This window comes from Pseudomonas sp. VMV1 (genome assembly GCF_056790235.1).
In genome coordinates this window covers 185,643-209,393 of sequence record NZ_JBXGSE010000007.1, presented here as the reverse complement: position 1 = coordinate 209,393, position 23,751 = coordinate 185,643, and the positions used below count along the sequence as shown (strand labels likewise).

Genomic DNA, 23,751 nt, shown 5'->3' with positions numbered 1-23,751 from the left:
AGCAGGGCGATCAGTCTACCGAGATGCGCTCCAGCGGTACCGGCTTCAGCCGCGGCGTGAGCACATGGATGACCACGATGGCCACCAGGTAGGCGCTGCCGGCCACGATGAAGATCGGCTGGTAGGACTTGAAGATCTGCAGGATGTAACCGTTGTAGGTGGTCATCAGCATGCCGCCGATGGCACCCGCGGTACCGCCGATGCCGATCACCGAGGCCACGGCTTCCTTGGGGAAGAGGTCCGACGGCAGGGTCATCAGGTTGGCCGACCAGGCCTGGTGTGCCGCGGCGGCGAGACCGATGATGCCCACCACCAGCCACAGGCTGGAGACGAACTGGGCGGTGACGATTGGAATGACCGCCAGGGCGCAGAGCAGCATGGTGGTCTTGCGTGCCAGGTTGGCGCTGCGGCCGAGCTTCATCTGCTTGGAAGAGCCCCAGCCGCCCATCACCGAACCGATGTCGGCCAGGATATAGATGGCGATCAACGGCGGACCGAAGGATTTCAGATTCAGGCCATAGGTCTTGCCCAGGAAGTCCGGCAGCCAGAACAGGTAGAGCCACCAGATCGGATCGGTAAGGAACTTGCCCGCGGCGTAAGCCCAGGTCTCGCGAAAGGTCAGCAGCTTGAACCAGGAGATCTTGGTCTGGGTGGCCGGCGTCGCCGCCACCGGGGAGCCATCGTCCGCCTGGATGTAGGCCAGCTCTTCACGACTCACCTTGGGGTGTTCGTGAGGGCGACGATAGATCAGCAACCAGGCGATCAGCCACAGCGCGGTGACGATGCCGATGGAGATGAAGGCCGCACGCCAGCCCCAGGCCAAAGTGATGGCCGGCACCAGCAAAGGTGTGATGATTGGCCCCATGGCGGTGCCGGCGTTGAACAGCCCGGTAGCCTGGGCGCGTTCCTTTTGCGGAAACCATTCCGACACCGCCTTGAGGCTGGCCGGAAAGCTGCCGGACTCGCCGAAGCCGAGGGTGAAGCGCACCAGCACGAAGTGCGTGACGGTATGGGCGATGCCATGGCCGATGCTGGCGATGGTCCAGATAGTGAAGGCCAGGGCGTAGCCGATGCGTACCCCGACCTTGTCGATGATGCGGCCAAAGGTCAGGAAGCCGATGGCATAGGCGCACTGGAACCAGAACACGATCGTGGCGTAGTCGGTCTCCGTCCAGCCCAGGTCCGCCTGCAGCGTGGGCTTGAGGATGCCGATCATCTGGCGGTCGATGTAGTTGATACCGATGGCGACGAACAGCAGGGCGCAGATCAGCCAGCGATAGCGCGTGAAGCGGGAGGTTTGCTGGGTAGCGGCGACGGGCGGGACCTGCGGCCGCGAGACGGACTCCGTCTCGGGAGTGACCTGGATAGTCATCGAATAGGCTTCCTGACTTGTTGTTATTGACCGGGGTGAACCGGGGTCGTTGGAAAGCTGTTACTAGATATTCATATGACATCGTATGAGTGACTTCCCTAGGTGTCAATGCGCCCAAAGCAGAGTGGTCAGACATCTTTGTTAGGGCTAGGAGATCCGTAACGGCGAGCCCCAGGCAGCCAGCGCCGGGGGCGATATCAGCAGGGCGGCAATCCGTGACGTGGGTGGCACTTTTCCGCCTAAAGACATCTAATACGGACTTTGAAGCGAAGCCGTCGCCTCATCCTGGCCTGACGAGTCCACTGTGCCCCTCGCCGATATCCCTTCCCTGCTGGCGCGCATCGCCGAGCTGGAGCAGCATAGTCAGCAGCTGCGCCATCAGCTCGACGACCAGGCCATGCCGTCGGAGGGCGCCGCCACCCTGGCCAGCGAGCGTTATCAGTTCCTCTTCAACGCCATGGACGAAGGCTTCTGCATCATCGAGTTCCTCGATGGTCCCCATGGCCCCCTGAGCGATTACCTTCACGTCGAGGCCAATCCGGCCTATGCCGCCCATGCCGGCATTCCCAATGTGGTGGGCCAGAAGTTGCGCGACATGGTCGGCGACGAGGCCCAGGCCTGGCTCGACCGCTACGGCCACGTACTGCGGACGGGCGAATCCATCCGCTTCGAACAGGAGCTGGTGGCCACCGGGCGCTACCTGGACGTCACCGCCTTTCGCGTGGAGCCGGCCAGCCGCCGTCAGGTCGCGGTGCTGTTCCAGGACATCACCCCACGCAAGCGCGCCGAAGCCGCCCTGCGCCAACTCAACGAGACCCTCGAAGAACGGGTGCAGGCCGCCCTGGCCGCCAACCGTATCCTGGCCAACGTGGTGGACGGCGCCGCCGCCCTGATTCAGGTGCTGGATTTCAATTTCCGCTGGCTGGCGATCAACGGCTCCGGTGCCGATGTCTTCGAACAGGTGATCGGGGTCCGCCCCCGTATCGGCGCCTCCTTCAGCGAAAGCCTCAGGCACCGTCCCGAACTGCGCGACGGCATCCTCGCTCACTGGCGCCGCGCCTTCGCCGGCGAGACCTTCAGCGAGATCATCTCGGTGGGCGAGGAGCCAGGCCTGCGCCATTACGAGCTGCAGTTCAGCCCCTTGCACGATGCCGAAGGCCGCACCATCGGCGCCTACCAGTTCGCCTATGACGTGACCGAGCGGCTCAACGAGCAAGAGCGCATCCGCCTCATGGAAGAAGCCCTGCGCCAGTCGCAGAAGATGGAGGCGGTCGGCCAGCTCACCGGCGGCATCGCCCATGACTTCAATAACCTGCTGACCGGTATCCTGGGTTCGCTGGAGATGCTCGACGTGCGTCTGCGGCAGGGCCGCCTGCAGAACCTGGATCGCTACACCGGCACCGCCCGCAGCGCCGCCCAGCGCGCCGCCGCCCTGACCCACCGCCTGCTGGCCTTTTCCCGTCGCCAGACCCTGGACCCCCAGCCGGTGGCCCTGGACCAGTTGGTGATCGGCCTCGAAGACCTCATCCAGCGCAGCATAGGTCCGCAGATCGCCCTGGAGCGCGAGGCCGATCCAGGCCTCTGGCTGACCCATATCGACGGCTTGCAACTGGAAAACGCCCTGCTCAATCTCTGCCTCAATGCCCGCGACGCCATGCCCGAGGGCGGTCGCATCCGCATCGTCCTGAGCAACGAGCGTCTCGACGAGGCGCGTGCCCAGCGTTGCGCCCTGCCCCAGGGCGACTACGTGCGCCTGAGCGTGGGCGATACCGGCAGCGGCATGAGCGACGAGGTGCGCGCCCGGGTCTTCGATCCCTTCTTCACCACCAAACCGCTGGGCCAGGGCACCGGCCTGGGCCTGTCCATGGTGCATGGCTTCGTGCTGCAGTCGGGTGGCGAGATCCAGATCGAATCCGCGCCCGAGGCGGGTACCTGGGTCCACCTCTATCTGCCGCGCCATCATCGGGTGCCGATCGCTGACACCACAGCCCATGTCGAACCCGAGCCCAACCTTCCCGGCCAGGGCGAGACCATCCTGGTGGTCGACGACGAACCCACCATCCGCGCCCTGCTGGTCGACGTCATGACGGCCCAGGGCTACCAGGTACTGGAAGCGGCCGATGCCGCCACGGCACTGGCACTGCTGCTGCCCGACACCCCTTTGGACCTGCTGGTCACCGATGTCGGCCTACCCGGGACATTCAATGGTCGCCAGCTGGCCGACGCCCTGCGCGGCCTGCGTCCGGGCCTGCCGGTGCTGTTCATCACCGGCTACGCCGAAAGCCACATCATCGGGGACGGCGATCTCGAAGCCGGCATGCGGGTGCTGACCAAGCCCTTCACCCTGGATGCCCTGGAACGGCGCATCCAGCTGATGCTGACCCCACCCTGATCCAGGTCCGACAGCGAAATAGATAGCCTTTTGCTATCATTGGCGAATCGAATCCCTTCCCGTGTCCTTTCCGCCGAGACGCCCATGGACAAGCGATCCTTGGTCCACCTGCTGCTGATCTTCGCCATGATCGCCTTCATGGCCCTGCTGGCGTCGCTCATCCGCTAGCGACGTTAAGCCAGCCATAAGCCTGGTGGTGGCACGCTCTACCCTGTGCCGAAGAGGCATCGTAGAAGCTGACATCTGCGCTTTTGAGCCCGGGAGGATCCGGGCTCTTTTTTGTGCGGAGAAAATGCGCAGCAGTCCACGAGTCGAGGTGTTACCCCTGCGGTGGGCCATGAGGGCCCGGCATGATGGGGCTCCTGTCCAGGAGGGACACGCCATGATCACCAGGATGCCGTCCGTTATCGCTCCGTCGCTCGCCTTCGATGTCTGCCCCCTGGGTGCGGAAACCGCTTCGCTGTCCCTCGATATCCTCCGCCAAGGGTTCCTGGCCCTGGATCATCACGGCCAGCTCGACACGAGTCGCGCCATCAAGCGCCAGCTGCGGGCGCGCCTGGTCGACGCCGTCGATGCCCAACTGCCCAAGGTAGTGGTCGACACCCTGGAACGCGCCCTTCCTCAGCAGCTGCCCAGGCAGCAGCGCCGCACGCACGGCGGGTGAGCGCCTGCTTCAGTCCTGATAGTCCGGCTCCAGCCGCAGCAACTGACGCTTCACGCTCTCCAGATGCAGCCGCGCGCTGTCGGCATTGCCCTGCAGCATCTGCTGGCAGGCGGCGTGGGCGATCACCGGGTCTACCGGTTTGAGCGGCCGGCCGCTGGCCATGGCCTTGAGCTGCACCTCGGCGGCGCGCTCTAGGTAGTAGAGATCGTCCCAGGCTTCGGCGATGCTCGGCCCCAGCACCAGCGGCCCATGATTCTTCAGCATCACCACCGCCGCCTCGCCGGCCGCCCGGGCGATGCGCTCGCCTTCGGCAGCGTCCAGCGCCAGACCGTTGTAGTCCTCGTCCACGCTCAGGCGATCATAGAATTTCAGCGCGGTCTGGCCGGCCCAGACGAAAGGCTCGCCTTCCAGCAGGCAGAGCGCCGTGGCATGGGGCATATGGGTATGGAAGGCCGCCCGCGCCTGGGGATTGAGCCGGTGCAGCTGAGCGTGGATGTGGAAGGCGGTGGCCTCGGGTGCGCCCTCGCCCATGACCACGCCACCGTCGAAGTCGCAGATCAGCAGGGAAGAGGCCGTCACCTCGGCAAAGGCCAGGCCATAGGGATTGACCAGAAAGAGATCGTCGTGACCCGGCACCACGAAGGAGAAGTGGTTGCAGATCCCCTCGCCCAGCCCGAGGCGCGCGGCCATGCGGAAGCAGGCGGCAAGATCGAGGCGGGCCTGGCGGATGGTTGGGGTATCGAGGGTGCGAGGGCTGGTCGCGATGGAGGCGGCAGGTTCGAAGGCGTGGGCCATGGGCGGCTCCTTGAACGGGGAGCCTAGGCACTGCACAAAGGATGCCGAGGGTTGTCACCCCGCTGTCATCATCAAATTGCAGCAATACCTTGTTACATCTAGTGGCCTCCTTTCCTGCTGAGATCCTTTCATGGCGTTCATCCCCACCCTTCTCGCCCGTGCCTGCAGCCTCGCCCTCCTTGCCAGCTCGGCGGTCATGGCCGCCGAACCGGCGCGCAACGTCATCCTCTTCATCCCCGATGGCCTGCGGGCGGGCATCGTCGATGCGCAGACCGCGCCGAACCTGGCGCAACTGCGACGCGAAGGGGTGAACTTCCAGAACAGCCATTCGCTCTTTCCCACCTTCACCACCCCCAACGCTTCGGCCATGGCCACCGGGCACTACCTGGGCGACACCGGGGATTTCGGTAACACGATCTACACCGGCTTCCCGGTTCCGGGTGCCAGCAACAGCGTCACGCCCTTCCTGGAAAACGACGAGGTGCTGGGCGATGTCGACGAGCACTTCGCCGGCAACTACCTAGACGAGGAAACCCTGCTGGCCGCTGCGCGCCAGGCCGGGCTGTCCACCGCTGCCGTCGGCAAGCTCGGCCCCGTCGCCATCCAGGACGTGACCGCCCGCGATGGGGAAAAGACGGTGATCGTCGACGATTCCACCGGCCACCCCACCGGCATCCCCCTGAGCGCTGCCATGCAGGACGCCCTGAAACAGGCCGGCCTGCCGCTGGAAGCCCCGAGCCGGGGCGCCAATGGCAAGGCCGGCAACGCCACCACGCCGGGCACCCTGAGCGCCAACGTCGAGCAGCAGCGCTACTTCCTCGACGTCACCAACCAGGTGCTGCTGCCGCGCTTCAAGGAAAGCGGCAAGCCCTTCGTGCTGGTGTTCTGGTCGCGCGATCCCGACGGCACCCAGCATAACCAGGGCGACAGCCTGGGCAAGGTCACTCCGGGCATCAACGGCCCCACCAGCCTGGCCGCCATCCGCAACGTCGACGCCAACCTCGGCGCCCTGCGCGCCCGCCTGAAAGAGCTGGGCCTGGATGGCAATACCGACATCTTCGTCAGTGCCGACCACGGCTTCTCCACCATCTCCAAGGAGAGCAAGACCAGCCCGGCGGCCAAAGCCAGCTACCCCGACGTACCCAAGGGGCTGTTGCCGCCCGGCTTCCTCGCCCTGGATCTCGCCACCGCGCTGGAATTGCCGCTGCTCGACCCGGACGCCAAGGGCGCCGCGGTAGAGATGGACAAGGGCCAGCACCCGAGCAAGGCCAACGGCCTGATCGGTCCCGATCCGGCCAAGCCGGAGGTGGTGGTGGCGGCCAACGGCGGCTCGGACCTGGTCTATCTGCCCCAGGGCGATGCCAAGGCCCTGGCGCCCAAGGTGGTCGCGGCACTGCTCAAGCAGGACTATGTCAGCGGCCTGTTCGTCGACGACGACCTGGGCAAGATCCCCGGCACCCTGCCGCTGTCGGCGATCAACCTCAAGGGCTCGGCGCTCACCCCATACCCGGCTATCGTGGTCAACTTCCGCTCCTATGACAGCGGTTGCGGCAAACCCGACGTCTGCGCCGTGGAGGTAGCCGATACCGGCCTGCAGCAGGGCCAGGGCATGCACGGCAGCTTCAGCCGGGGCGATACCCACAACTTCATGGCGGCCATCGGTCCGGACTTCCGCAAGGGCTTCGTCGACCTGAGCCCGGTCAGCAACGCCGACGTCGGCCAGACCCTGGCCCACCTGCTGCACCTGGAGATCCCGGCCAAGGGGCAATTGGTCGGCCGGGTGATCGGCGAGAGCCTGGAGAGCGGCAAGCCGGTCAAGGCCAGCCACCAGGTGCAGCGCTCCGCATCGGCAGCGGGCGGGCTGGTCACCGAACTCAAGACCCAGAATGTCGGCAGCACCCGCTACTTCGATGCCGCCGGCTTCAAGGGACGCTCGGTCGGGCTTTGATCCGCAGCTAGAGGGTAAGGGTGCCGCAGATGCAGTCCTGCACCGCGCCACCCACCCAGATGCGGTCGGCGATGCGTGCTACCCGCACCCGGCCGCGGCGGCCCATGGCCGTGCCCTGGCTGGCCAGGTAGCGCTCCGGGGCCAGGCCCGCCGGGATCAGCCACTGCGCCAGGCTGGCGTTGAGGCTGCCGGTGACCGGGTCTTCGGCGAACTCCTCGCCCATCAGGGCACGTACCTCGAACTGCGCCTCGGCAGCGCTGCCCGTCCAGGGTGCGATCAGGCCGACATTGAGACCCTCCAGCGCCGTGTAGTCCGGTCTGATCGCCAGCAGCTCCTCGCGACTTTCCAACAGCACGGCGACCCAGCCGGGGCCATTGTCGGCCCATTGGCTGGCCTGGAAGCGCTCAAGCGAAAGACCCGTGCCACGGGCGATGCACGCCAGCACCTCGGGCGCCACCGGCCCGCCCCGCAGCAGCGGTGGCGCGGCAAAGGCCAGCTCCTCGCCGGCAGCGCGGATCGGCACTAGGCCCGCGCCGCATTCCTGGATCACCTCGCCGCCGCGCGGCTGGCCGCCCTCGCGCAACCAGACATGGCAGCTGCCCAGGGTCGGATGGCCCGCGAAGGGCAGCTCGCGGACCGGGGTGAAGATGCGCACCCGGTAGTCGGCGGCCGGATCGGTGGGTTCGAGGAGAAAGGTGGTCTCCGACAGATTGGTCCAGCGCGCCAGGGCGGCCATCTGTTCGGTGGAAAGCTGATCGGCACCGCAGACCACTGCCAGGGCATTGCCCTCCAGGGGGCGCTGGGCGAAGACATCGACCTGATGAAAAACGAGGGACATGGCGGCGGACTCCTGGGGCAAAGAGCCGATTGTCCGCGGTCGGCAGGCGCTAGGAACAGCCACAGCCAGGTGGCTAAGGGGCCGTACAGAAGGGTGTTGCGCGTGGGATTCGCGTGGAAAACGCTGCGCGGTTTTCCACTCTACGGTGTCGTCCTACGTCATCGACGCGGGGCTTGCCCTCACCCCAGCCCTCTCCCCAAGGGAGAGGGGGCGGTTCCGAGCGCAGGGCGGCGCCGCGAACGAATCACCGGTCACCCGTAGGTTGGCGCTGAGCGCAGCGAAGCCCAACGCGGGCACGACACCCTCACCCAATCCCTCTCCCAGAGGAAGAGGGGGAAAAGCCGAGGCACGTCCGCCCCCTCACTCCGCCGCCGGCCGCGCGAAGATCCGGGTCACCGCATCCAGGTGCTCGGCCATGGCCTGGCGGGCGGCGTCGGGGTCGTGGGCTTCCAGGGCTTCGAGGATGGCGAGGTGCTCCTGCTGGGAGCGGTCGGGCATGTCTTCCGGGGTGTAGCGGCGCTGCAGGAGCTGGAACATGCTGCCGTAGCGATGGCCGAGCAGATGGCGCAGCAACAGGGCATAGGCCGGGTTGCCGCTGGCCTGGGCGATGCGGATATGGAACAGCCGGTCACCCGGATGGGTAGTGGAGCCCAGGCGATTGTCCTCGACGTTGCGAACATAGGCGGCGCGGATACCGGCCAGATCACTGTCGCTGGCGTGCCGGGCGGCCAGGGCGGCAGCTTCCGGTTCCACCAGGCAGCGCGCCTGCAACAGGGCGAAGGGCGGGATCTCGGCGTCCAGATCCAGCGCCAGGCTAAGTTCCGGATCCATCTCCGCCCACTGACCACGCCCGGCCAGCTCCAGCACCGGGGTATCCGGTGGTGGCGGAGCACTGGGCGCGCAGACCCGTACGCCGTCGCCGACGCGCACATCCACCAGGCCGATCACCTCAAGAGCGATCAGGGCTTCGCGCACCGAGGCCCGACTCACACCCAACTGCTTGGCCAGTTCGCGCTCGGCGGGCAGGCAACTGCCCGGCGGGTATTCGCCGCCGTCGATAAGGGCGCGCAACTGGTCGGCGATCTGCCGGTAAAGCCGTGGTTTTTCAATTACCTGAAGGGGCATGGCGGTCTCGTCTCATGCAGGTCGCGCAGTTTGCCGCGAAAAAATCCTTGCCTGAGAGCCTAGCAGGGTCTAAACAATAGGACCAATGGCCTGACCATTGACCGCTGGCGGTCAGGCGACTCACAACAATAAACAGCCAAGAGGTCTCTCGCATGAGTCATGCAGGCAAACGCGTTCTGGTCACCGCCGCCGGCCAGGGGATCGGTCGGGCCACCGCCCTCGCCTTCCATCGCGCCGGTGCCGAGGTCATCGCCACCGACATCAATGCCGCCGCCCTGGACAGCCTGGATGGGCTGCAGACCCGGGTGCTCGACGTCACCGATGCCGCGGCCGTCTCGGCCCTGGTCGCCGAGCTGGGCAGCTTCGACGTCTTGTTCAACTGCGCCGGCTACGTCCATGCCGGCAGCATCCTCGATTGCGACGAAGAGGCCTGGCGCTTCTCCTTCGAACTCAATGCCACCGCCATGTACCGGATGATCCGCGCCGTGCTGCCCGGCATGCTGGCCCAGGGCGGCGGCTGCATCATCAACATGGCTTCGATCGCCTCCAGCCTCAAGGGCGTGGCCAATCGCTGCGCCTATGGCGCCAGCAAGGCGGCGGTGATCGGCCTGACCAAGTCGGTGGCTGCCGACTATGTCGGCCAGGGCATCCGCTGCAACGCCATCTGCCCCGGCACCGTGGATTCCCCTTCGCTGCACCAGCGCATCGCCGACCAGGCCGCCCGTGAAGGCCGCAGCGAAGCCGAGGTGCAGGCCGCCTTCGCCGCCCGCCAGCCGATGGGTCGCGTGGGCCGCCCGGAAGAGATCGCCGCCCTCGCCCTGTATCTTGCGTCCGACGCCGCCGCCTTCGTCACCGGGACCGCCCAGGTGATCGATGGTGGCTGGAGCGTCTGACGCCGCTTTTCGTCCGCACCCTTTTCCCCTCATAGGAGCTCCGATGAAACTCTTGCGCTACGGCCCCCAGGGCCAGGAAAAACCCGGTCTGCTGGATGCCCAGGGCCGGCTTCGCGACCTCTCCGGCCAGGTGGCCGATCTTGCCGGCGAGGTGCTCGGCGCCGATTCCCTGGCCCGCTTGCGCCAGCTGGACCCGAACAGTCTGCCGCTGGTGGACGGCTCACCGCGGCTGGGCCCCTGCGTCGGTCGGGTCGGCAAGTTCATCTGCATCGGCCTCAACTACGCCGATCACGCCGCCGAATCCGGGCTGGACGTGCCCAAGGAGCCGGTGGTGTTCAACAAGTGGACCAGCGCCATCTGCGGCCCCAACGACGCCGTGCAGATTCCCCGCGACTCGACCAAGACCGACTGGGAGGTGGAGCTGGGCGTGGTGATCGGCAAGGCCGGACGCTACATAGACGAGGCCAATGCCCTGGACCACGTGGCCGGCTATTGCGTGGTCAACGACGTCTCCGAGCGCGAGTGGCAGATCGAGCGCGGTGGTACCTGGGACAAGGGCAAGGGCTTCGACACCTTTGGCCCGCTCGGCCCCTGGCTGGTCACCGCCGACGAAGTGGCCGACCCGCAGAACCTCGACCTCTGGCTGGAGGTGGACGGCCACCGCTACCAGAACGGCAACACCCGCACCATGATCTTCACGGTGGCCCAGATCATCGCCTACCTGAGCCGCTGCATGAGCCTGCAGCCGGGTGACGTCATCTCCACCGGCACCCCGCCGGGCGTGGGTATGGGCGTCAAGCCGCAGTCGGTGTACCTCAAGCCCGGCCAGGAAATGCGCCTGGGCATCCAGGGCCTGGGCGAGCAGCACCAGCGCACCGTCGCCGCAGACTAAGCACCTCCCCTCCACCCTTTTTCCAGCAACCCCCCGTGCCCGCTTTCATCGAGCGCGCACGGGGCCGGGTTCGCTCATCCCGCGAAAACCCTCGAGGACAGCGCCATGCCAATAACAATTACCGGCCTGCAGATCGAAGACATCCGTTTTCCCACCAGCCAGGCGCTGGATGGCTCCGATGCCATGAACCCGGATCCGGACTACTCCGCCGCCTACGTCATCCTGCAGACCGACCAGCCGGGTCTGGAAGGCCACGGCCTCACCTTCACCATCGGCCGCGGCAACGAGATCTGCTGCGCCGCCCTGCGTGCCCTGGAACCACGGGTGCGCGGCCTGACCCTGGAATGGATCCAGGAAGACCCAGGGCGTTTCTGGCGGCACATCACGGGTGACAGCCAGCTGCGCTGGATCGGCCCGGACAAGGGCGCCATCCACCTGGCCACCGGCGCGGTGGTCAACGCCGCCTGGGACCTCTGGGCGCGCGCCGTGAGCAAGCCGGTTTGGCGCCTGGTGGCGGACATGAGTCCCGAGGAGCTGGTGCGCTGCATCGACTTCCGCTATCTCACCGACTGCATCACCCCAGAAGAGGCCCTGGCCCTGCTGCGCCAGCGCGCCGAGGGCAAGGCCGAGCGGCTGCAACGCCTCGAAGCCGAGGGCTATCCCTGCTACACCACCTCGGCCGGCTGGCTCGGCTATCCCGACGACAAGCTGCGCCGCCTCTGCCAGGAGGCCATCGACGCCGGCTTCTCCCACATCAAGCTCAAGGTCGGTCGCGACCTCGCCGACGACATCCGCCGGGTGCGCATCGCCCGCGAGGTGATCGGCCCCGAGCGCCAGCTGATGATCGACGCCAACCAGGTATGGGAAGTCGGCGAGGCCATCGACTGGGTGCGCGAACTGGCCTTCGCCAAGCCCTGGTTCATCGAGGAGCCCACCAGCCCCGATGACGTGGAAGGCCATCGCGCCATCCGCGAGGCGGTAGCGCCGGTCAAGGTGGCCACAGGCGAGATGTGCCAGAACCGCATCCTCTTCAAGCAATTCATCATGCGCGGCGGCCTGGACGTGGTGCAGCTCGACGCCTGCCGCCTGGGCGGCCTCAACGAGGTGCTGGCGGTGCAGCTGATGGCCGCCAAGTACGACCTGCCGGTCTGCCCCCATGCCGGCGGCGTGGGCCTGTGCGAATACGTGCAGCACCTGGCGATGATCGACTACCTGTGCATCGCCGGCACCCACGAGGGCCGGGTGGTGGAATACGTCGACCACCTCCACGAACACTTCGAGGACCCTTGCCGGGTGCGCGGCGCGGCCTACCTAACACCCCAGGCGCCAGGTTTCTCCATCGCCATCAAGGCGGCCTCCCGCGCGCGTTATCGCCACGCCGCGGAGCAGCCGTCATGAGCCTGCGCCTGGATGCCCACCAGCATTTCTGGCGCTACCGCCCGGCCGAATTCGGCTGGATCGACGGGCGCATGCCAGGGCTGCAACGCGACCACCTGCCGGCCGATCTGCAGCCGCACCTGCAGCGCGCCGGCTTCGACGGCTGCGTCGCCGTCCAGGCGCGCACCCAGGAAGAGGAGACGGATTTTCTGCTCGACCTCGCCGCCCAGACGCCCTGGGTACAGGCGGTGGTCGGCTGGACCGATCTGCGCGCCGCCGACCTGGTGGCGCGCCTGGAGCGCCGCCAGGGCAGTCGCCACCTGCGCGGCTTTCGCCATCCGGTGCAGGACGAGGCCGATCCCGGCGCCTGGCTGGCCGATGTCGCCGCCAACCAGGGCGTCGCCACCCTGCAGCGCCATGGCTATCTCTACGAATTGCTGATCCATGCCGAGACGCTGCCCGCCGCCACCGCCTTCGCTGCGCGTCACGACCACGGCGTGCTGGTACTGGACCACCTGGGCAAGCCGCCGGGACGGGTCGCCCCCGCCGACTACGCCCGGCTGCTGGCACCCCTGGCCCGGCTGCCCCACGTCCATTGCAAGCTCTCCGGACTGGTCACCGAGGCCGACTGGCACGGCTGGCAGGCAGAGCAGTTGCTGCCCTATGCGCGCATCGCCCTGGAGGCCTTCGGGCCGGAGCGGCTGCTGTTCGGCTCCGATTGGCCGGTCTGCACCCTGGCCGCCAGCTACGCCGAGGTGGTCGACCTGGCCGAACAGGCCCTGATGGACCTCACGGCCAATGAGCGCGCGGCGGTCTTTGGCGGCAACGCAGCCCGCCTCTATGGCCTGGGCACCCAGCCGCGGGAGGCCGTGGCATGAACCTGCAGCTGACCGACAAGGCGATCCTGGTCACCGGCGGTGGCTCCGGCATCGGCGCCGCCATCTCCCTGGCCCTGGCCGCCGAGGGCGCCATCCCGGTGATCCTCGCCCGCGAACCGCTGGCGGCCGACTTTGCCGCACGCCTGGCCAAAGAGCAGCCAAAGGCCCGGGCCTTCACCGTGGAGCTGTGCGACGAAGCCGCCTGCGAGCGGACCGTGGCCGCCGTGCAGGAGGCCTACGGCCGTATCGATGGACTGGTCAACAACGCCGGGGTGAACGATGGCGTGAGCCTGGCTGCCGGTCGTGCCGCCTTCGTTGCCTCCCTGGAACGCAACCTGGTGCACTACTACCACTTGGCGCACCTCTGCCTGCCGGCGTTGCGCGCCAGTACCGGCGCCATCGTCAATATCGCGTCCAAGACCGCCCTCTCCGGGCAGGGCGACACCAGCGGCTACACCGCGGCCAAGGGCGGCGTGCTGGCCCTGACCCGCGAATGGGCCGCCTCGCTGCTGGACGACGGCATCCGCGTCAACGCGGTGATCCCCGCCGAGGTGATGACGCCGCTCTATGAGCGCTGGCTGCAGGGCTTCCCCGATCCGACGGCCAAGCTCGCCGCCATCACTGCGCGCATCCCCCTTGGCCGGCGCATGACCACCCCGGAAGAAATCGCCGATACCGTGGCCTTCCTGCTCTCGTCACGATCCAGTCACACCACCGGCCAGTGGCTGAGCGTCGACGGCGGCTACCTGCATCTGGACCGGGCGCTGACGTGAAGACGTGGAGGTAGGTTGGCGCTGAGCGCAGCGAAGCCCAACAAGACACGGGCGCCCTCACCCCAACCCTCTCCCAGAGGGAGAGGGGGCGGTTCCGTGGATCGTGTTTAGGTTTGGCGCTAGCCGAGCGCAGCGATGCGTGGAAAACGCCCTGCGGTTTTCCACCCTACGCCAGACTAAACGTAGGTTGGCGCTGAGCGCAGCGAAGCCCAACAGGAGGCAGGCACCCTCACCCCAGCCCTCTCCCAGAGGGAGAGGGGGCGGTTCAGTGGATAGCCTTTAGGTTTGGCGCTAGCCGAGCGCAGTGATGCGTGGAAAACGCCCTGCGGTTTTCCACCCTACGCCAGCTCGACGTAGGTTGGCGCTGAGTGCAACGAAGCCCAACGGAGGGCGGCCGCCCTCACCCCAACCCTCTCCCAGAGGGAGAGGGGGCGGTTTAGTGGATTGTGTTTAGGTTTGGCGCTAGCCGAGCGCAGCGATGCGTAGAAAACGCCCTGCGGTTTTCCACCCTACGCCAGACTAAACGTAGGTTGGCGCTAAGCGCAACGAAGCCCAACGGAGGGCGGCCGCCCTCACCCCAACCCTCTCCCAGAGGGAGAGGGGGCGGTTCAATGGATAGCCTTTAGGTTTGGCGTTAGCCGAGCACAGCAACGCGTGGAAAACGCCATGCGGTTTTCCACCCTACGCCAGGCTCGACGTAGGTTGGCGCTGAGCGCAGCGAAGCCCAACAAGGATCCGCCATCGTGGCGCCTCGTAGGGTGGACAACGGCGCAGCCTTGTCCACGCGCTAAACACCGAATCCGCTACCGCTTGGGACTCAAGGGGCTGTCGTCCTGGTCCTCGCGCTCTTCGGTGGTGGTGGTGTTCGCCGAATCCGGCACGTCGCCGTATTCGTCGTAGTCGTGGGGGGTCTGCTTGTCGTCCGCGGGTTCGGGATTCATGAGGTACTCCAATAAAAGAAGTGCCTTCGGTGGAGTCCGCCAGCCCCTGCGGCGTTCCCGCTAGACCAGCGCCACCAGACGTTCGGCGACCCGGTCGAAGGGTTCGATGCTGCGCTGGGCGCGACACAGCGGAATCACCCCCTGCACCGCCGCCACCAGCAGAGTGGCCAGCCCCGTCGCCGCCTCGGCCGAATGCCCATGCTCGACCAACGCCACCTGCAAGCGCGCCTCCCAGCGACGATAGATGCCCGCCGCCGCGTCCAGCTCGCGCTGGGCGATCTCGTCCACCGGCTCTTCCACCGCCACCGCCATCACCGGGCAGCCGACGCGAAAGTCCGAGTCCAGCAGGATGTTGCGCCACAGCTGCAAAAAGCCCTGAATCCCCGCCAGCGCCCCGGCCTGCAGCTGCCGCTCCAGATCACGACTGACCTGGGCACCGGCCAGCTCCACCGCCTCCACCACCAGCTGGTGCTTGCCGCCGGGAAAGTGATGATAGGTGGACCCCAGCGGCGCCTCGGCGCGCTTGATGGTCTCGCGAATGCTGGTGGCATTGAGGCCGTGCTGCGCCAGCATGGCCGACGCGGCTACCACCACCCGTTCCCGCACCGTCGACTGCTCGGTCATCCATTCTCCTTGCTATGACAGTCGTCATAATCTACCGTCCAGGCATTATAACAACTGTCATAGGGACCACCCCATGCCCAGCGACGCCCTCGTCGAGGACTTGATCACCGCGGACGGTTATCGCCTCAGCACCAGTCGCTTTCCCGCCGAGGGCACGTTGCAGGGACGGCTGATCGTCGCCGGCGCCACCGCCGTGCCTCAGGGCTTCTACCGGCGCTTCGCCCAACACGCCGCGGCCCGCGGATTCGAGACCTTGACCCTGGACTATCGCGGCGTCGGCCGCTCGGCACCCGCCTCGCTCAAGGGCTTTCGCATGGACCTGCTGGACTGGGCGCGCCAGGACCTCGCCGCCGCCGTGGACACCATGGCCCAGGGCGACGTCCCGCTCTACCTGGTCGGCCACTCCTATGGCGGTCACGCCTTCGGCCTCCTGCCCAACCACGCCAAGGTCGCCGGCTTCTATGTCTTCGGCACCAGCGCCGGCTGGCACGGCTACATGCCGCCGCTCGAACGCCTCAAGGTGCTGGCCATGTGGAAGCTGGTGCTGCCGGTGCTGACCTGGTGGAAGGGCTACTGCCCCTGGAGCGCCCTGGGCCTGGGCGAAGACCTGCCGCGCGACGTCTATCGCCAGTGGCGGCACTGGTGCAGCTATCCCCACTACTTCTTCGACGACCCGGCCATGCGGGGCATCGAAGCGGGCTATGCCGAGGTGCGCACGCCCATCGTCGCGGTCAACGCCCTGGACGATCTCTGGGCCACGCCACGCTCGCGTGATGCCTTCATGCAGGCCTATCGCAACGTCGACCTGCAGCGCGAAGACCTCGACCCTCGCCAGCACGGCGGCGCCATCGGCCACATGGGTTACTTCCGCGCCAACGCCCAGCCCCTGTGGGACCGCGCCCTGGACTGGTTCGCCGCCCTGCCCCGCTCACCGGAGCTGAGCTGAGTCCCAAACAGGCCGCCCCAGCGGTGCGCCTGTCGCTTTTCCAAAAGCTACCCGTCGTTTCCGGACAGCCACTCCGCTGCCCCAGGTCCCATTGTGGCGGCACGAATAACAAGGAGTGACACCCGTGCTGATCGGCGTCCCGTTGGAATCCGGTGCAGGGGAAACGCGCGTGGCCGCGACCCCCGAAACCCTCAAGAAACTGATCGGCCAGGGCCACCAGGTGGTGGTGCAACAGGGTGCTGGCGAACGCGCCAGCGTGCCCGACGCGGCCTATGCCGCCATTGGCGCCCAGCTCGGCGATGCCGCCGCGGCCCTGGGCGCCGACCTGGTGCTCAAGGTCGCGGCGCCCGATGCGGCAGAGCTGGCGCTGATGAAGCCTGGCGCCGTGCTGATCGGCATGCTCAACCCCTTTTCTCAGGAGACTCTGGAGCAGCTCAACGCCCGCGGCCTCACTGCCTTCGCCCTGGAAGCGGCGCCGCGCACCTCCCGCGCCCAGAGCCTGGACGTGCTCTCCTCCCAGGCCAACATCGCCGGCTACAAGGCGGTGATGCTGGCGGCCGACCACTATCCGCGCTTCATGCCCATGCTGATGACCGCTGCCGGCACGGTGAAAGCCGCGCGGGTGCTGATCCTCGGCGCCGGGGTGGCGGGGCTGCAGGCCATCGCCACCGCCAAACGCCTCGGCGCGGTGATCGAGGCCTCGGACGTGCGTCCGGCGGTGAAGGAGCAGATCGAATCCCTCGGCGCCAAGTTCGTCGACGTGCCCTTCGAGACCGAAGAGGAGCGCCAGTGCGCCGAAGGCGTCGGCGGCTATGCCCGGCCCATGCCGGCCACCTGGATGGAGCGCCAGGCCAAGGCCGTGCACGAGCGCGCCAAACAGGCCGACATCGTCATCACCACCGCGCTGATCCCCGGTCGTCGTGCGCCCACCCTGCTGCACGAAGCCACCGTGGCCGAGATGAAGCCCGGCTCCGTGGTCATCGATCTGGCCGCCAGCCAGGGCGGCAACTGCCCGCTGACCGAGCTGGACCGGGTGGTGGTCAAGCACGGCGTCACCCTGGTGGGCTACGGCAACCTGGCCGCCCGGGTGCCGGCGGACGCCTCGGCGCTCTATGCCCGCAACCTGCTGGACTTCCTCAAGCTGGTGCTCAAGGACGGGGCCTTCCACCTCGACCTGGAGGACGACATCGTCGCCGCCTGCCTGATGTGCCACGGCGGTGAATTGCGCCGCAAGAACGCCTGAGCCCCAGCCCGGCCCCTCTGCCTTTAAAGGACTGCCCCCATGGATCTGATTTCCGACGGCATCTACAACCTGATCATCTTTGTGCTGGCCATCTATGTCGGCTACCACGTGGTCTGGAACGTCACCCCCGCGCTGCACACCCCCCTGATGGCCGTGACCAACGCCATCTCCGCCATCGTCATCGTCGGCGCCATGCTCGCCGCCGCCCTCACCGTCACCCCGCTGGGCAAGACCATGGGCACCCTGGCCGTGGCCCTGGCGGCGGTCAACGTCTTCGGCGGCTTCCTGGTCACCCGCCGCATGTTGGAAATGTTCAAGAAGAAGGCTCCCAAGGCCCAGGCGGAGAAGCCCTGACATGAGCATGAACCTCATCACCCTGCTCTACCTCGTCGCCTCGGTGTGCTTCATCCAGGCGCTCAAGGGCCTTTCCCACCCCACCACCTCACGCCGCGGCAACGCCTTCGGCATGGCCGGCATGACCCTCGCCGTGCTCACCACCCTGGCGCTGATCCACAAGCTCGGCAGCGAGCTGACGGTGCAGGGCATCGGCTACGTCATCGTCGGCCTGCTGGTGGGCGGCAGTGCCGGCGCGATCATGGCCAAGCGCGTGGAAATGACCAAGATGCCCGAGCTGGTCGCCTTCATGCACAGCATGATCGGCCTGGCCGCGGTGTTCATTGCCATCGCCGCGGTGGTCGAGCCCCAGTCCCTAGGCATCGTCGCCACCTTTGGCCAGCCGATCCCCAGCGGTAACCGCTTGGAGCTGTTCCTCGGCGCGGCCATTGGCGCCATCACCTTCTCCGGCTCGGTGATCGCCTTCGGCAAGCTCTCCGGCAAATACAAGTTCCGCCTGTTCCAGGGCGCCCCGGTGCAGTTCGCCGGCCAGCACATTCTCAACCTGGCCATCGGCGTGGCCATTCTCGCCCTGGGCCTGATGTTCACCTTCAGTGGCAACCTCGGCGCCTTCGCCGTGCTGGTGGCCCTGGCCTTCGTCATCGGCGTGCTGATCATCATCCCCATCGGCGGCGCCGACATGCCGGTGGTGGTCTCCATGCTCAACAGCTACTCCGGCTGGGCCGCCGCCGGTATCGGCTTCTCGCTGAACAACTCCATGCTGATCATCGCCGGTTCGCTGGTGGGATCGAGCGGCGCCATCCTCTCCTACATCATGTGCAAGGCGATGAACCGCTCCTTCTTCAACGTCATCCTCGGCGGCTTCGGCGGGGCGACGGAAGCGGCGGCCAGTGGCGGCAGCGGGGAGCAACGCCCGGTCAAATCCGGCTCTGCGGACGACGCCGCCTTCCTGCTGGGCAACGCCGACAGCGTCATCATCGTTCCCGGCTACGGCCTGGCCGTGGCCCGCGCCCAGCACGCGCTCAAGGAGCTGACCGAGAAGCTGGTCCATAACGGCGTGACGGTGAAATACGCCATCCACCCGGTGGCCGGCCGCATGCCCGGCCATATGAACGTGCTGCTGGCCGAGGCCGAGGTGCCCTACGACCAGGTGTTCGAGATGGACGACATCAACTCCGAATTCGGCCAGGCCGACGTGGTGCTGGTGCTCGGCGCCAACGACGTGGTCAACCCGGCCGCCAAGAACGACCCCAAGTCACCCATCGCCGGCATGCCCATTCTCGAAGCCTTCAAGGCCAAGACGATCATCGTCAACAAGAGATCCATGGCCAGCGGCTACGCGGGCCTGGACAACGAACTCTTCTACCTGGACAAGACCCTGATGGTCTTTGGCGATGCCAAGAAGGTCATCGAGGAGATGGTCAAGGCGGTCGACTAGGGGATGTGGGTCGCCATTTGGTGACCTGGCTCCTCAGGCGGCGACGCGGAATTCGAGCGGGATGCGAGCCGTTTCTCTTCCAGAGAGCTCTCAACCCTCTCCGCTCTTTACCCATTGGCAAGCCAAAGCCACCGCGCGTTTCACGATCCGTCCGTCATTGCCCAGTGCAGTGGCCAACCGAGCTGGAAACGCCGTTGGGTTTTGCTCGGCCCGGGTGCCCGGATTCGCTGGACCACTACGCCTTGCTCAATTAGCAGTAAGCGGCATGCGGTCGCAGGATCAAAACGCTACTTGTCATAGTTCTGTACGCAAACAGCATAGGTTTGGACAACGCATGACTGGGGTTTGAATGGGAGGGTAGGCGTGACTCCTCGGCTTTGGAAAACGAACCCCATGTACCTCAATGCGAAAGAACTTGCCCAGGCGCTGCCCTGGCCGGAATTGATCGACGCTCTGGCGAACGCCTTTACCACAACCGTCGAATCTCCTGTTCGTCATCACCACCGCATCGAGGTTCCTGGCGAACCTGATGCGATGCTGTTGCTCATGCCAGCCTGGATAGAAGGTGCCTACCTGGGTGTCAAGCAGGTCACGGTATTCCCCGGCAACAACGCGCGCGGCCAGCCAGGTCTCAGTAGCCACTACCTGCTGAGCAGTGCGGTCGACGGCCGTCCGCTGGCGCAATTCGAGGGCAACGAGCTTACGGCGCGCCGTACCGCGGCGGCCTCAGCCCTGGCCTCACGCTATCTTTCCCGACCGGACTCGAGTCGGTTGCTCATGGTGGGTGCAGGGCGGATGAGTCGCTACCTGGTGCGCGCTCACCGGACCGTTCGCACCCTCGACAAGGTTGCCGTGTACGATCGTTCAGCGGTAGCGGCACAGGCCTATGTGCAGGAGCTGCAGCGTGAGGGTATCGAGGCACAGGCCGTCGAGCAGGACGATCTGCCCACCGCCGTCGGGACCGCTGACATCATCAGCTGTGCGACCTTGGCGACCGATCCCATCATCCAGGGTGAGTGGCTGCAACCGGGTGTGCATCTGGATCTCGTCGGCAGCTTCACGCCCCGGATGCGCGAGGTGGACGATACCGCCATCCAGCGATGCGTCCTCTTCGTCGATACCCGCGAAGGCGCCCTCGCTGAGACGGGCGACCTCATCATTCCACTCGCGGCGGGGATAATAGGACCTGAGCACATTCGGGCGGAATTGAGCGAGCTATGCGGTGGACGCCATCTCGGGCGCCCCGCCTTGACGAACCCAGACACGGCGCTGACCCTATTCAAGTCCGTAGGCGCCAGCCTGGAAGACCTGGCTGCCGCCATCCTTGCCTACCAGCGCAGTACCGGCGAGCCCACGCCATGAACCCGACCTCGACGGATGCGGTGGCGGTGATCGGTGCCGGACTCCTGGGGCTCTGTACGGCCTTGCAACTGCGTCGACACGGCCAGGACGTCGTCCTGATCGATGTCAATGCGCCGGGCTCCGGGGCGTCGTCCGGCAATGCGGGTTTTCTGGCCACGGAATCCATCGATCCCTTGTCGACCTGGACGACGCTCAAGGCAGCACCAGGGCTCCTGCTACATCCGCACGGCCCCTTGAAAGTGCCGCCCGGCAACCGGCTGGCGGCCTTGCCCTGGCTGGCACGCTTTCTCCAGGCGGCGCAGGGAGAGCGGGTGGCTGCGCACCGAGACGCCCTGGCCGCCTTGAACAGCAGGGCGGTCCAGAGCTGGATCGACTGCTTGACCTTCATCGGGCGCCAGGATCTGCTCGTGCAGTCAGGCTATCTGCTGGCGTGGGAGAAGGCCCAAGGAATGAGCGCTGCCCGCAGCGAATGCGCTCATCTGCAGCGCTGGGGCCTGGAGGTGGAGCTCGTCGAGGCTTCGGCCATCGACATGCTGGAGCCCGCCATGGCGGGGCGCTTTCACCACGGGTTGCACTTTCGCCAGGCCTGGCGGATGCGTGATCCCAGTTGGCTCTGCACGGTGTTGTTCGAGGCCTTCATTCGGCATGGCGGAACCTGGCTGCAGCAGCGGGTGGAGCGGCTGGAGCTCGGAACGGCGGCGCCACGGCTGTACCTGAATGGGCGCTGGGAGCCCTACGCCAAGGTGGTGCTCTGCGCAGGTGCCCAGAGCGCTTCGTTACTGTCACCGCTGGGCATCCAGGTCCCCCTGATGGCCGAACGGGGTTATCACCTGCAGTGCACGAGCAAGGGCGTCATCAATCGCCCCATCTGTCCCGTGGAGCGAAGGATCTTTCTGAGCCCCCTGGACAGTGGACTCCGCGTCGTGGGAATCAGCGAGCTGGGGGGGACGCGATTGCCCCCGCAGCCGGCGCGGCTGGATACGCTGAGACACCATGGCCAGGCCTTGCTGCCACAACTCGAGGAGGAACTGCGTGATGCCACACCCTGGATGGGCATGCGCCCTACCCTGCCGGACTCGCTACCGGTCATCGATGTGGTGGCGGACCGACTGGGCCTCGCCTTCGGGAACCAGCATCTGGGCCTCACTCAGGCAGCGATCACGGCCGAGTTGATCGTCAGCAGGCTATTGGCAACGCCGTCAGCCGTCGATTGCCGACCGTTCCGGGTGGCACGATTCAGCGGAGCGCGCCACGGCTATTGACCTGGGGCATGGCGCGGATGACCTGGCTGACCCAGGTTGGCTATAGTGCGGTCCGGGCCTTTCGCTCTCCATGAGGTGCATCGTGCAGACCTCGCTTCACATCAACGCCATTGCCCAGACCTCGGGCGAGCACGTCCACGACTACCAGCAGCTGATGATCGGTTTGAGCGGACGGATGGATTGCGAGCTGTCCACCGCGTCAGCCCCTCTGATGCGTGGCTCCGTGGGTTTCCTGCCCCAGGGAGCGCGACATCGCTATGCAGGACGTGATGCCGACTGCCGCGTGCTGGTGCTGGATTACCACCTGGATGATCCTTTCATCAGTGCGCTGTGTCAGGCGTCCGGCGCTTCGGCTGAATGCCTGGGCCTGCGTGCCGAGGCGAATTTGTCCAGGCCATCCGCCGCCTTGATCGGCTTGCTGGACTGGAATGCCGCTCAGGGCCGCTTCGACCGGCTGCAGGTACCGGCGGTGCGCAACCAGTTGATCGCGAGTCTGCTGACCGAAATCGTCGTGGGCGATAGCCTTCCGATGAGGGAAACCCTGCAACGTTCCAGGATCAGCCTGGAGGCGCTGCATGCCTGGGTGGATGCCCATCTAGCCGAACCTATAGGTGTCATCGATCTGGCAGCGGCGTTCTGTCTGAGCGAGAGCCATAGCTTCGTGGCCGTCAAGACGCTGGTCGGTTGCTCGCCCATGCAGTTCGTGACGCGGCGTCGAATGCGATTGGCCATCGAACTACTTCGCGGCTCGTCCCTGCGGCTCGAAGAAATCGCCCTGCGGGTGGGTTATGCCGAGCTGAGCAGCTTCAGCAAAACCTTCCGGCGTCATGTCGGGGTAGCACCTGGCTCCTATCGGAAAGAAACAGGCGCTACCAAGGTGCAGATCGCGTCCGAGTGACTCTGTAGCTCTGCAGGCCCACCAGGCGTTTCGAAAGCCTTGCCTAAGCCTCGATGGCCAGCGCCGCATGCGGCTTGCCCGGCAGCGCCCAGCCCACGGATAGGCAGATCCAGCGCCACCGCCAGGTAATACCCTGACCAGCGATTGCCGTGCGTCCCTGAAGGGCGTCAGCGCACACGGGAAAGAAGCGCCCTGACCACGCGCGTTGACGCTCTCATGCAGCGTCACCCAGATCCTCCGTGACGAGCGCCAGCCTTCGCGCTAACGCCGGATGCGCTGCCACTATGGTGCCGTGCCTCGAGCACAAGAGCTGGCTTCGGCTCCGCGGGGCATGGTGTCGGCCGCCTATCTCACCCAGTACAAGGCAGGGCGAGAGCTAACTCCCGTGCGTACCTCTTCTTCATTCTCCTTCAGCGAAAGCCATCGGGTTCCTAAGTCGGACGGCAGTGGTTCCTGTTTGGCTGTTTGGGATGTGCATGGCAACTGAATTCACTACGGCAGTCTTGCTAGGAACCACCGCAAGGGTTCGATTGAGTATCGGGAGTGTAGGAAAGGGGCGAAGCAGTGGTTCAAATATGAATATATAAAATTATAAAAGTGTTAAGGAGCGGGGACTATTGAGAGAAACGCATCGCTCTGCAGCAGAGGGGTTTGGAGCAATGAATTGATTGGAGAGTCAGTCCCTGCACCCTATATCACCAATTGCCCACATCAAAAAAAGACTCGAAAACTGGAG

21 protein-coding genes are annotated in these 23,751 nt (G+C 66.2%); 15 read left to right on the top strand and 6 right to left on the bottom strand.

Translation table 11 applies throughout. The features are described from left to right. Positions 1 to 10 precede the first annotated feature (10 nt). Entirely contained in the window at positions 11 to 1,372 is a 1,362-nt protein-coding gene (locus ACUCV0_RS20035; RefSeq protein ID WP_313648553.1) for an MFS transporter, read from the bottom strand. Between the two features lie 304 nt (positions 1,373 to 1,676). Between ACUCV0_RS20035 and ACUCV0_RS20030 the strand changes: the two genes are divergently transcribed. Both ACUCV0_RS20030 and ACUCV0_RS20025 read left to right on the top strand, forming a co-directional pair. After that, positions 1,677 to 3,764, top strand: a complete 2,088-nt coding sequence (locus ACUCV0_RS20030; protein WP_482213488.1) for a PAS domain-containing protein — start codon at positions 1,677 to 1,679, stop codon at positions 3,762 to 3,764. Between the two features lie 382 nt (positions 3,765 to 4,146). Further along, complete coding sequence (locus ACUCV0_RS20025; RefSeq protein ID WP_059316168.1) at positions 4,147 to 4,428, top strand: hypothetical protein; 282 nt, start codon at positions 4,147 to 4,149, stop codon at positions 4,426 to 4,428. Positions 4,429 to 4,437: 9 nt separating this feature from the next. On the opposite strand, the gene ACUCV0_RS20020 is transcribed toward ACUCV0_RS20025, so the two are convergent. Next, a complete protein-coding gene (locus tag ACUCV0_RS20020) occupies positions 4,438 to 5,223 on the bottom strand; it encodes an aldolase (RefSeq protein ID WP_482213487.1) in 786 nt (261 codons plus the stop codon). A 130-nt stretch (positions 5,224 to 5,353) separates the two neighbouring features. On the opposite strand from ACUCV0_RS20020, the gene ACUCV0_RS20015 reads away from it, so the two are divergent. After that, on the top strand, positions 5,354 to 7,171 hold the full coding sequence (locus ACUCV0_RS20015) for an alkaline phosphatase family protein (RefSeq protein WP_482213486.1): 1,818 nt from the start codon (positions 5,354 to 5,356) through the stop codon (positions 7,169 to 7,171). 7 nt (positions 7,172 to 7,178) lie between these two features. Here the strand turns inward: ACUCV0_RS20015 and ACUCV0_RS20010 are convergent, their stop codons facing one another. Next, complete coding sequence (locus ACUCV0_RS20010; RefSeq protein WP_482213485.1) at positions 7,179 to 8,009, bottom strand: PhzF family phenazine biosynthesis protein; 831 nt, start codon at positions 8,007 to 8,009, stop codon at positions 7,179 to 7,181. A gap of 360 nt (positions 8,010 to 8,369) precedes the next feature. After that, positions 8,370 to 9,134 (bottom strand): FadR/GntR family transcriptional regulator, encoded by a 765-nt coding sequence (locus tag ACUCV0_RS20005; protein ID WP_482213484.1) that lies wholly within the window; start codon positions 9,132 to 9,134, stop codon positions 8,370 to 8,372. 152 nt (positions 9,135 to 9,286) lie between these two features. Between ACUCV0_RS20005 and ACUCV0_RS20000 the strand changes: the two genes are divergently transcribed. The 5 genes from ACUCV0_RS20000 (at position 9,287) to ACUCV0_RS19980 (ending at position 13,947) form a co-directional block, all read left to right on the top strand. Beyond that, complete coding sequence (locus ACUCV0_RS20000; protein WP_017638687.1) at positions 9,287 to 10,027, top strand: SDR family oxidoreductase; 741 nt, start codon at positions 9,287 to 9,289, stop codon at positions 10,025 to 10,027. 43 nt (positions 10,028 to 10,070) lie between these two features. Further along, positions 10,071 to 10,919, top strand: coding sequence for an ureidoglycolate lyase (locus ACUCV0_RS19995; protein ID WP_231355927.1), 849 nt, complete (start codon positions 10,071 to 10,073; stop codon positions 10,917 to 10,919). 105 nt (positions 10,920 to 11,024) lie between these two features. Further along, entirely contained in the window at positions 11,025 to 12,317 is a 1,293-nt protein-coding gene (locus tag ACUCV0_RS19990; protein WP_482213483.1) for an L-fuconate dehydratase, read from the top strand. After that, positions 12,314 to 13,174, top strand: a complete 861-nt coding sequence (locus ACUCV0_RS19985) for an amidohydrolase family protein (RefSeq protein WP_059316175.1) — start codon at positions 12,314 to 12,316, stop codon at positions 13,172 to 13,174. The genes ACUCV0_RS19990 and ACUCV0_RS19985 overlap by 4 nt, the downstream gene beginning before the upstream one ends. After that, on the top strand, positions 13,171 to 13,947 hold the full coding sequence (locus tag ACUCV0_RS19980) for an L-fucose dehydrogenase (protein WP_482213482.1): 777 nt from the start codon (positions 13,171 to 13,173) through the stop codon (positions 13,945 to 13,947). Before ACUCV0_RS19985 ends, ACUCV0_RS19980 begins: the two co-directional genes overlap by 4 nt. Positions 13,948 to 14,750: 803 nt before the next feature. Here the strand turns inward: ACUCV0_RS19980 and ACUCV0_RS19975 are convergent. Then, positions 14,751 to 14,888: a hypothetical protein gene (locus ACUCV0_RS19975; RefSeq protein WP_167348568.1), complete on the bottom strand. Its 138-nt coding sequence runs from the start codon at positions 14,886 to 14,888 to the stop codon at positions 14,751 to 14,753. Between the two features lie 60 nt (positions 14,889 to 14,948). Beyond that, the gene (locus ACUCV0_RS19970) at positions 14,949 to 15,512 is read right to left on the bottom strand and encodes a TetR/AcrR family transcriptional regulator (protein ID WP_482213481.1); all 564 of its coding nucleotides are present in this window, start codon (positions 15,510 to 15,512) and stop codon (positions 14,949 to 14,951) included. A 73-nt stretch (positions 15,513 to 15,585) separates the two neighbouring features. Between ACUCV0_RS19970 and ACUCV0_RS19965 the strand changes: the two genes are divergently transcribed. From ACUCV0_RS19965 to ACUCV0_RS19935, 7 genes are all read left to right on the top strand, one after another. Continuing rightward, positions 15,586 to 16,458 (top strand): alpha/beta hydrolase family protein, encoded by an 873-nt coding sequence (locus ACUCV0_RS19965; RefSeq protein ID WP_482213480.1) that lies wholly within the window; start codon positions 15,586 to 15,588, stop codon positions 16,456 to 16,458. Between the two features lie 124 nt (positions 16,459 to 16,582). Next, on the top strand, positions 16,583 to 17,701 hold the full coding sequence (locus tag ACUCV0_RS19960; RefSeq protein ID WP_482213479.1) for a Re/Si-specific NAD(P)(+) transhydrogenase subunit alpha: 1,119 nt from the start codon (positions 16,583 to 16,585) through the stop codon (positions 17,699 to 17,701). A 39-nt stretch (positions 17,702 to 17,740) separates the two neighbouring features. Continuing rightward, positions 17,741 to 18,055: an NAD(P) transhydrogenase subunit alpha part 2 gene (locus ACUCV0_RS19955; protein ID WP_059316180.1), complete on the top strand. Its 315-nt coding sequence runs from the start codon at positions 17,741 to 17,743 to the stop codon at positions 18,053 to 18,055. Between the two features lies 1 nt (position 18,056). Then, on the top strand, positions 18,057 to 19,493 hold the full coding sequence (locus ACUCV0_RS19950; protein ID WP_482213478.1) for an NAD(P)(+) transhydrogenase (Re/Si-specific) subunit beta: 1,437 nt from the start codon (positions 18,057 to 18,059) through the stop codon (positions 19,491 to 19,493). A gap of 393 nt (positions 19,494 to 19,886) precedes the next feature. Further along, on the top strand, positions 19,887 to 20,855 hold the full coding sequence (gene lhpI / locus ACUCV0_RS19945; RefSeq protein WP_482213477.1) for a bifunctional Delta(1)-pyrroline-2-carboxylate/Delta(1)-piperideine-2-carboxylate reductase: 969 nt from the start codon (positions 19,887 to 19,889) through the stop codon (positions 20,853 to 20,855). Then, the gene (locus ACUCV0_RS19940) at positions 20,852 to 22,117 is read left to right on the top strand and encodes an NAD(P)/FAD-dependent oxidoreductase (RefSeq protein ID WP_482213476.1); all 1,266 of its coding nucleotides are present in this window, start codon (positions 20,852 to 20,854) and stop codon (positions 22,115 to 22,117) included. Before lhpI ends, ACUCV0_RS19940 begins: the two co-directional genes overlap by 4 nt. Positions 22,118 to 22,199: 82 nt before the next feature. Beyond that, entirely contained in the window at positions 22,200 to 23,015 is an 816-nt protein-coding gene (locus tag ACUCV0_RS19935; RefSeq protein WP_482213475.1) for a helix-turn-helix domain-containing protein, read from the top strand. Positions 23,016 to 23,751 lie beyond the last annotated feature (736 nt).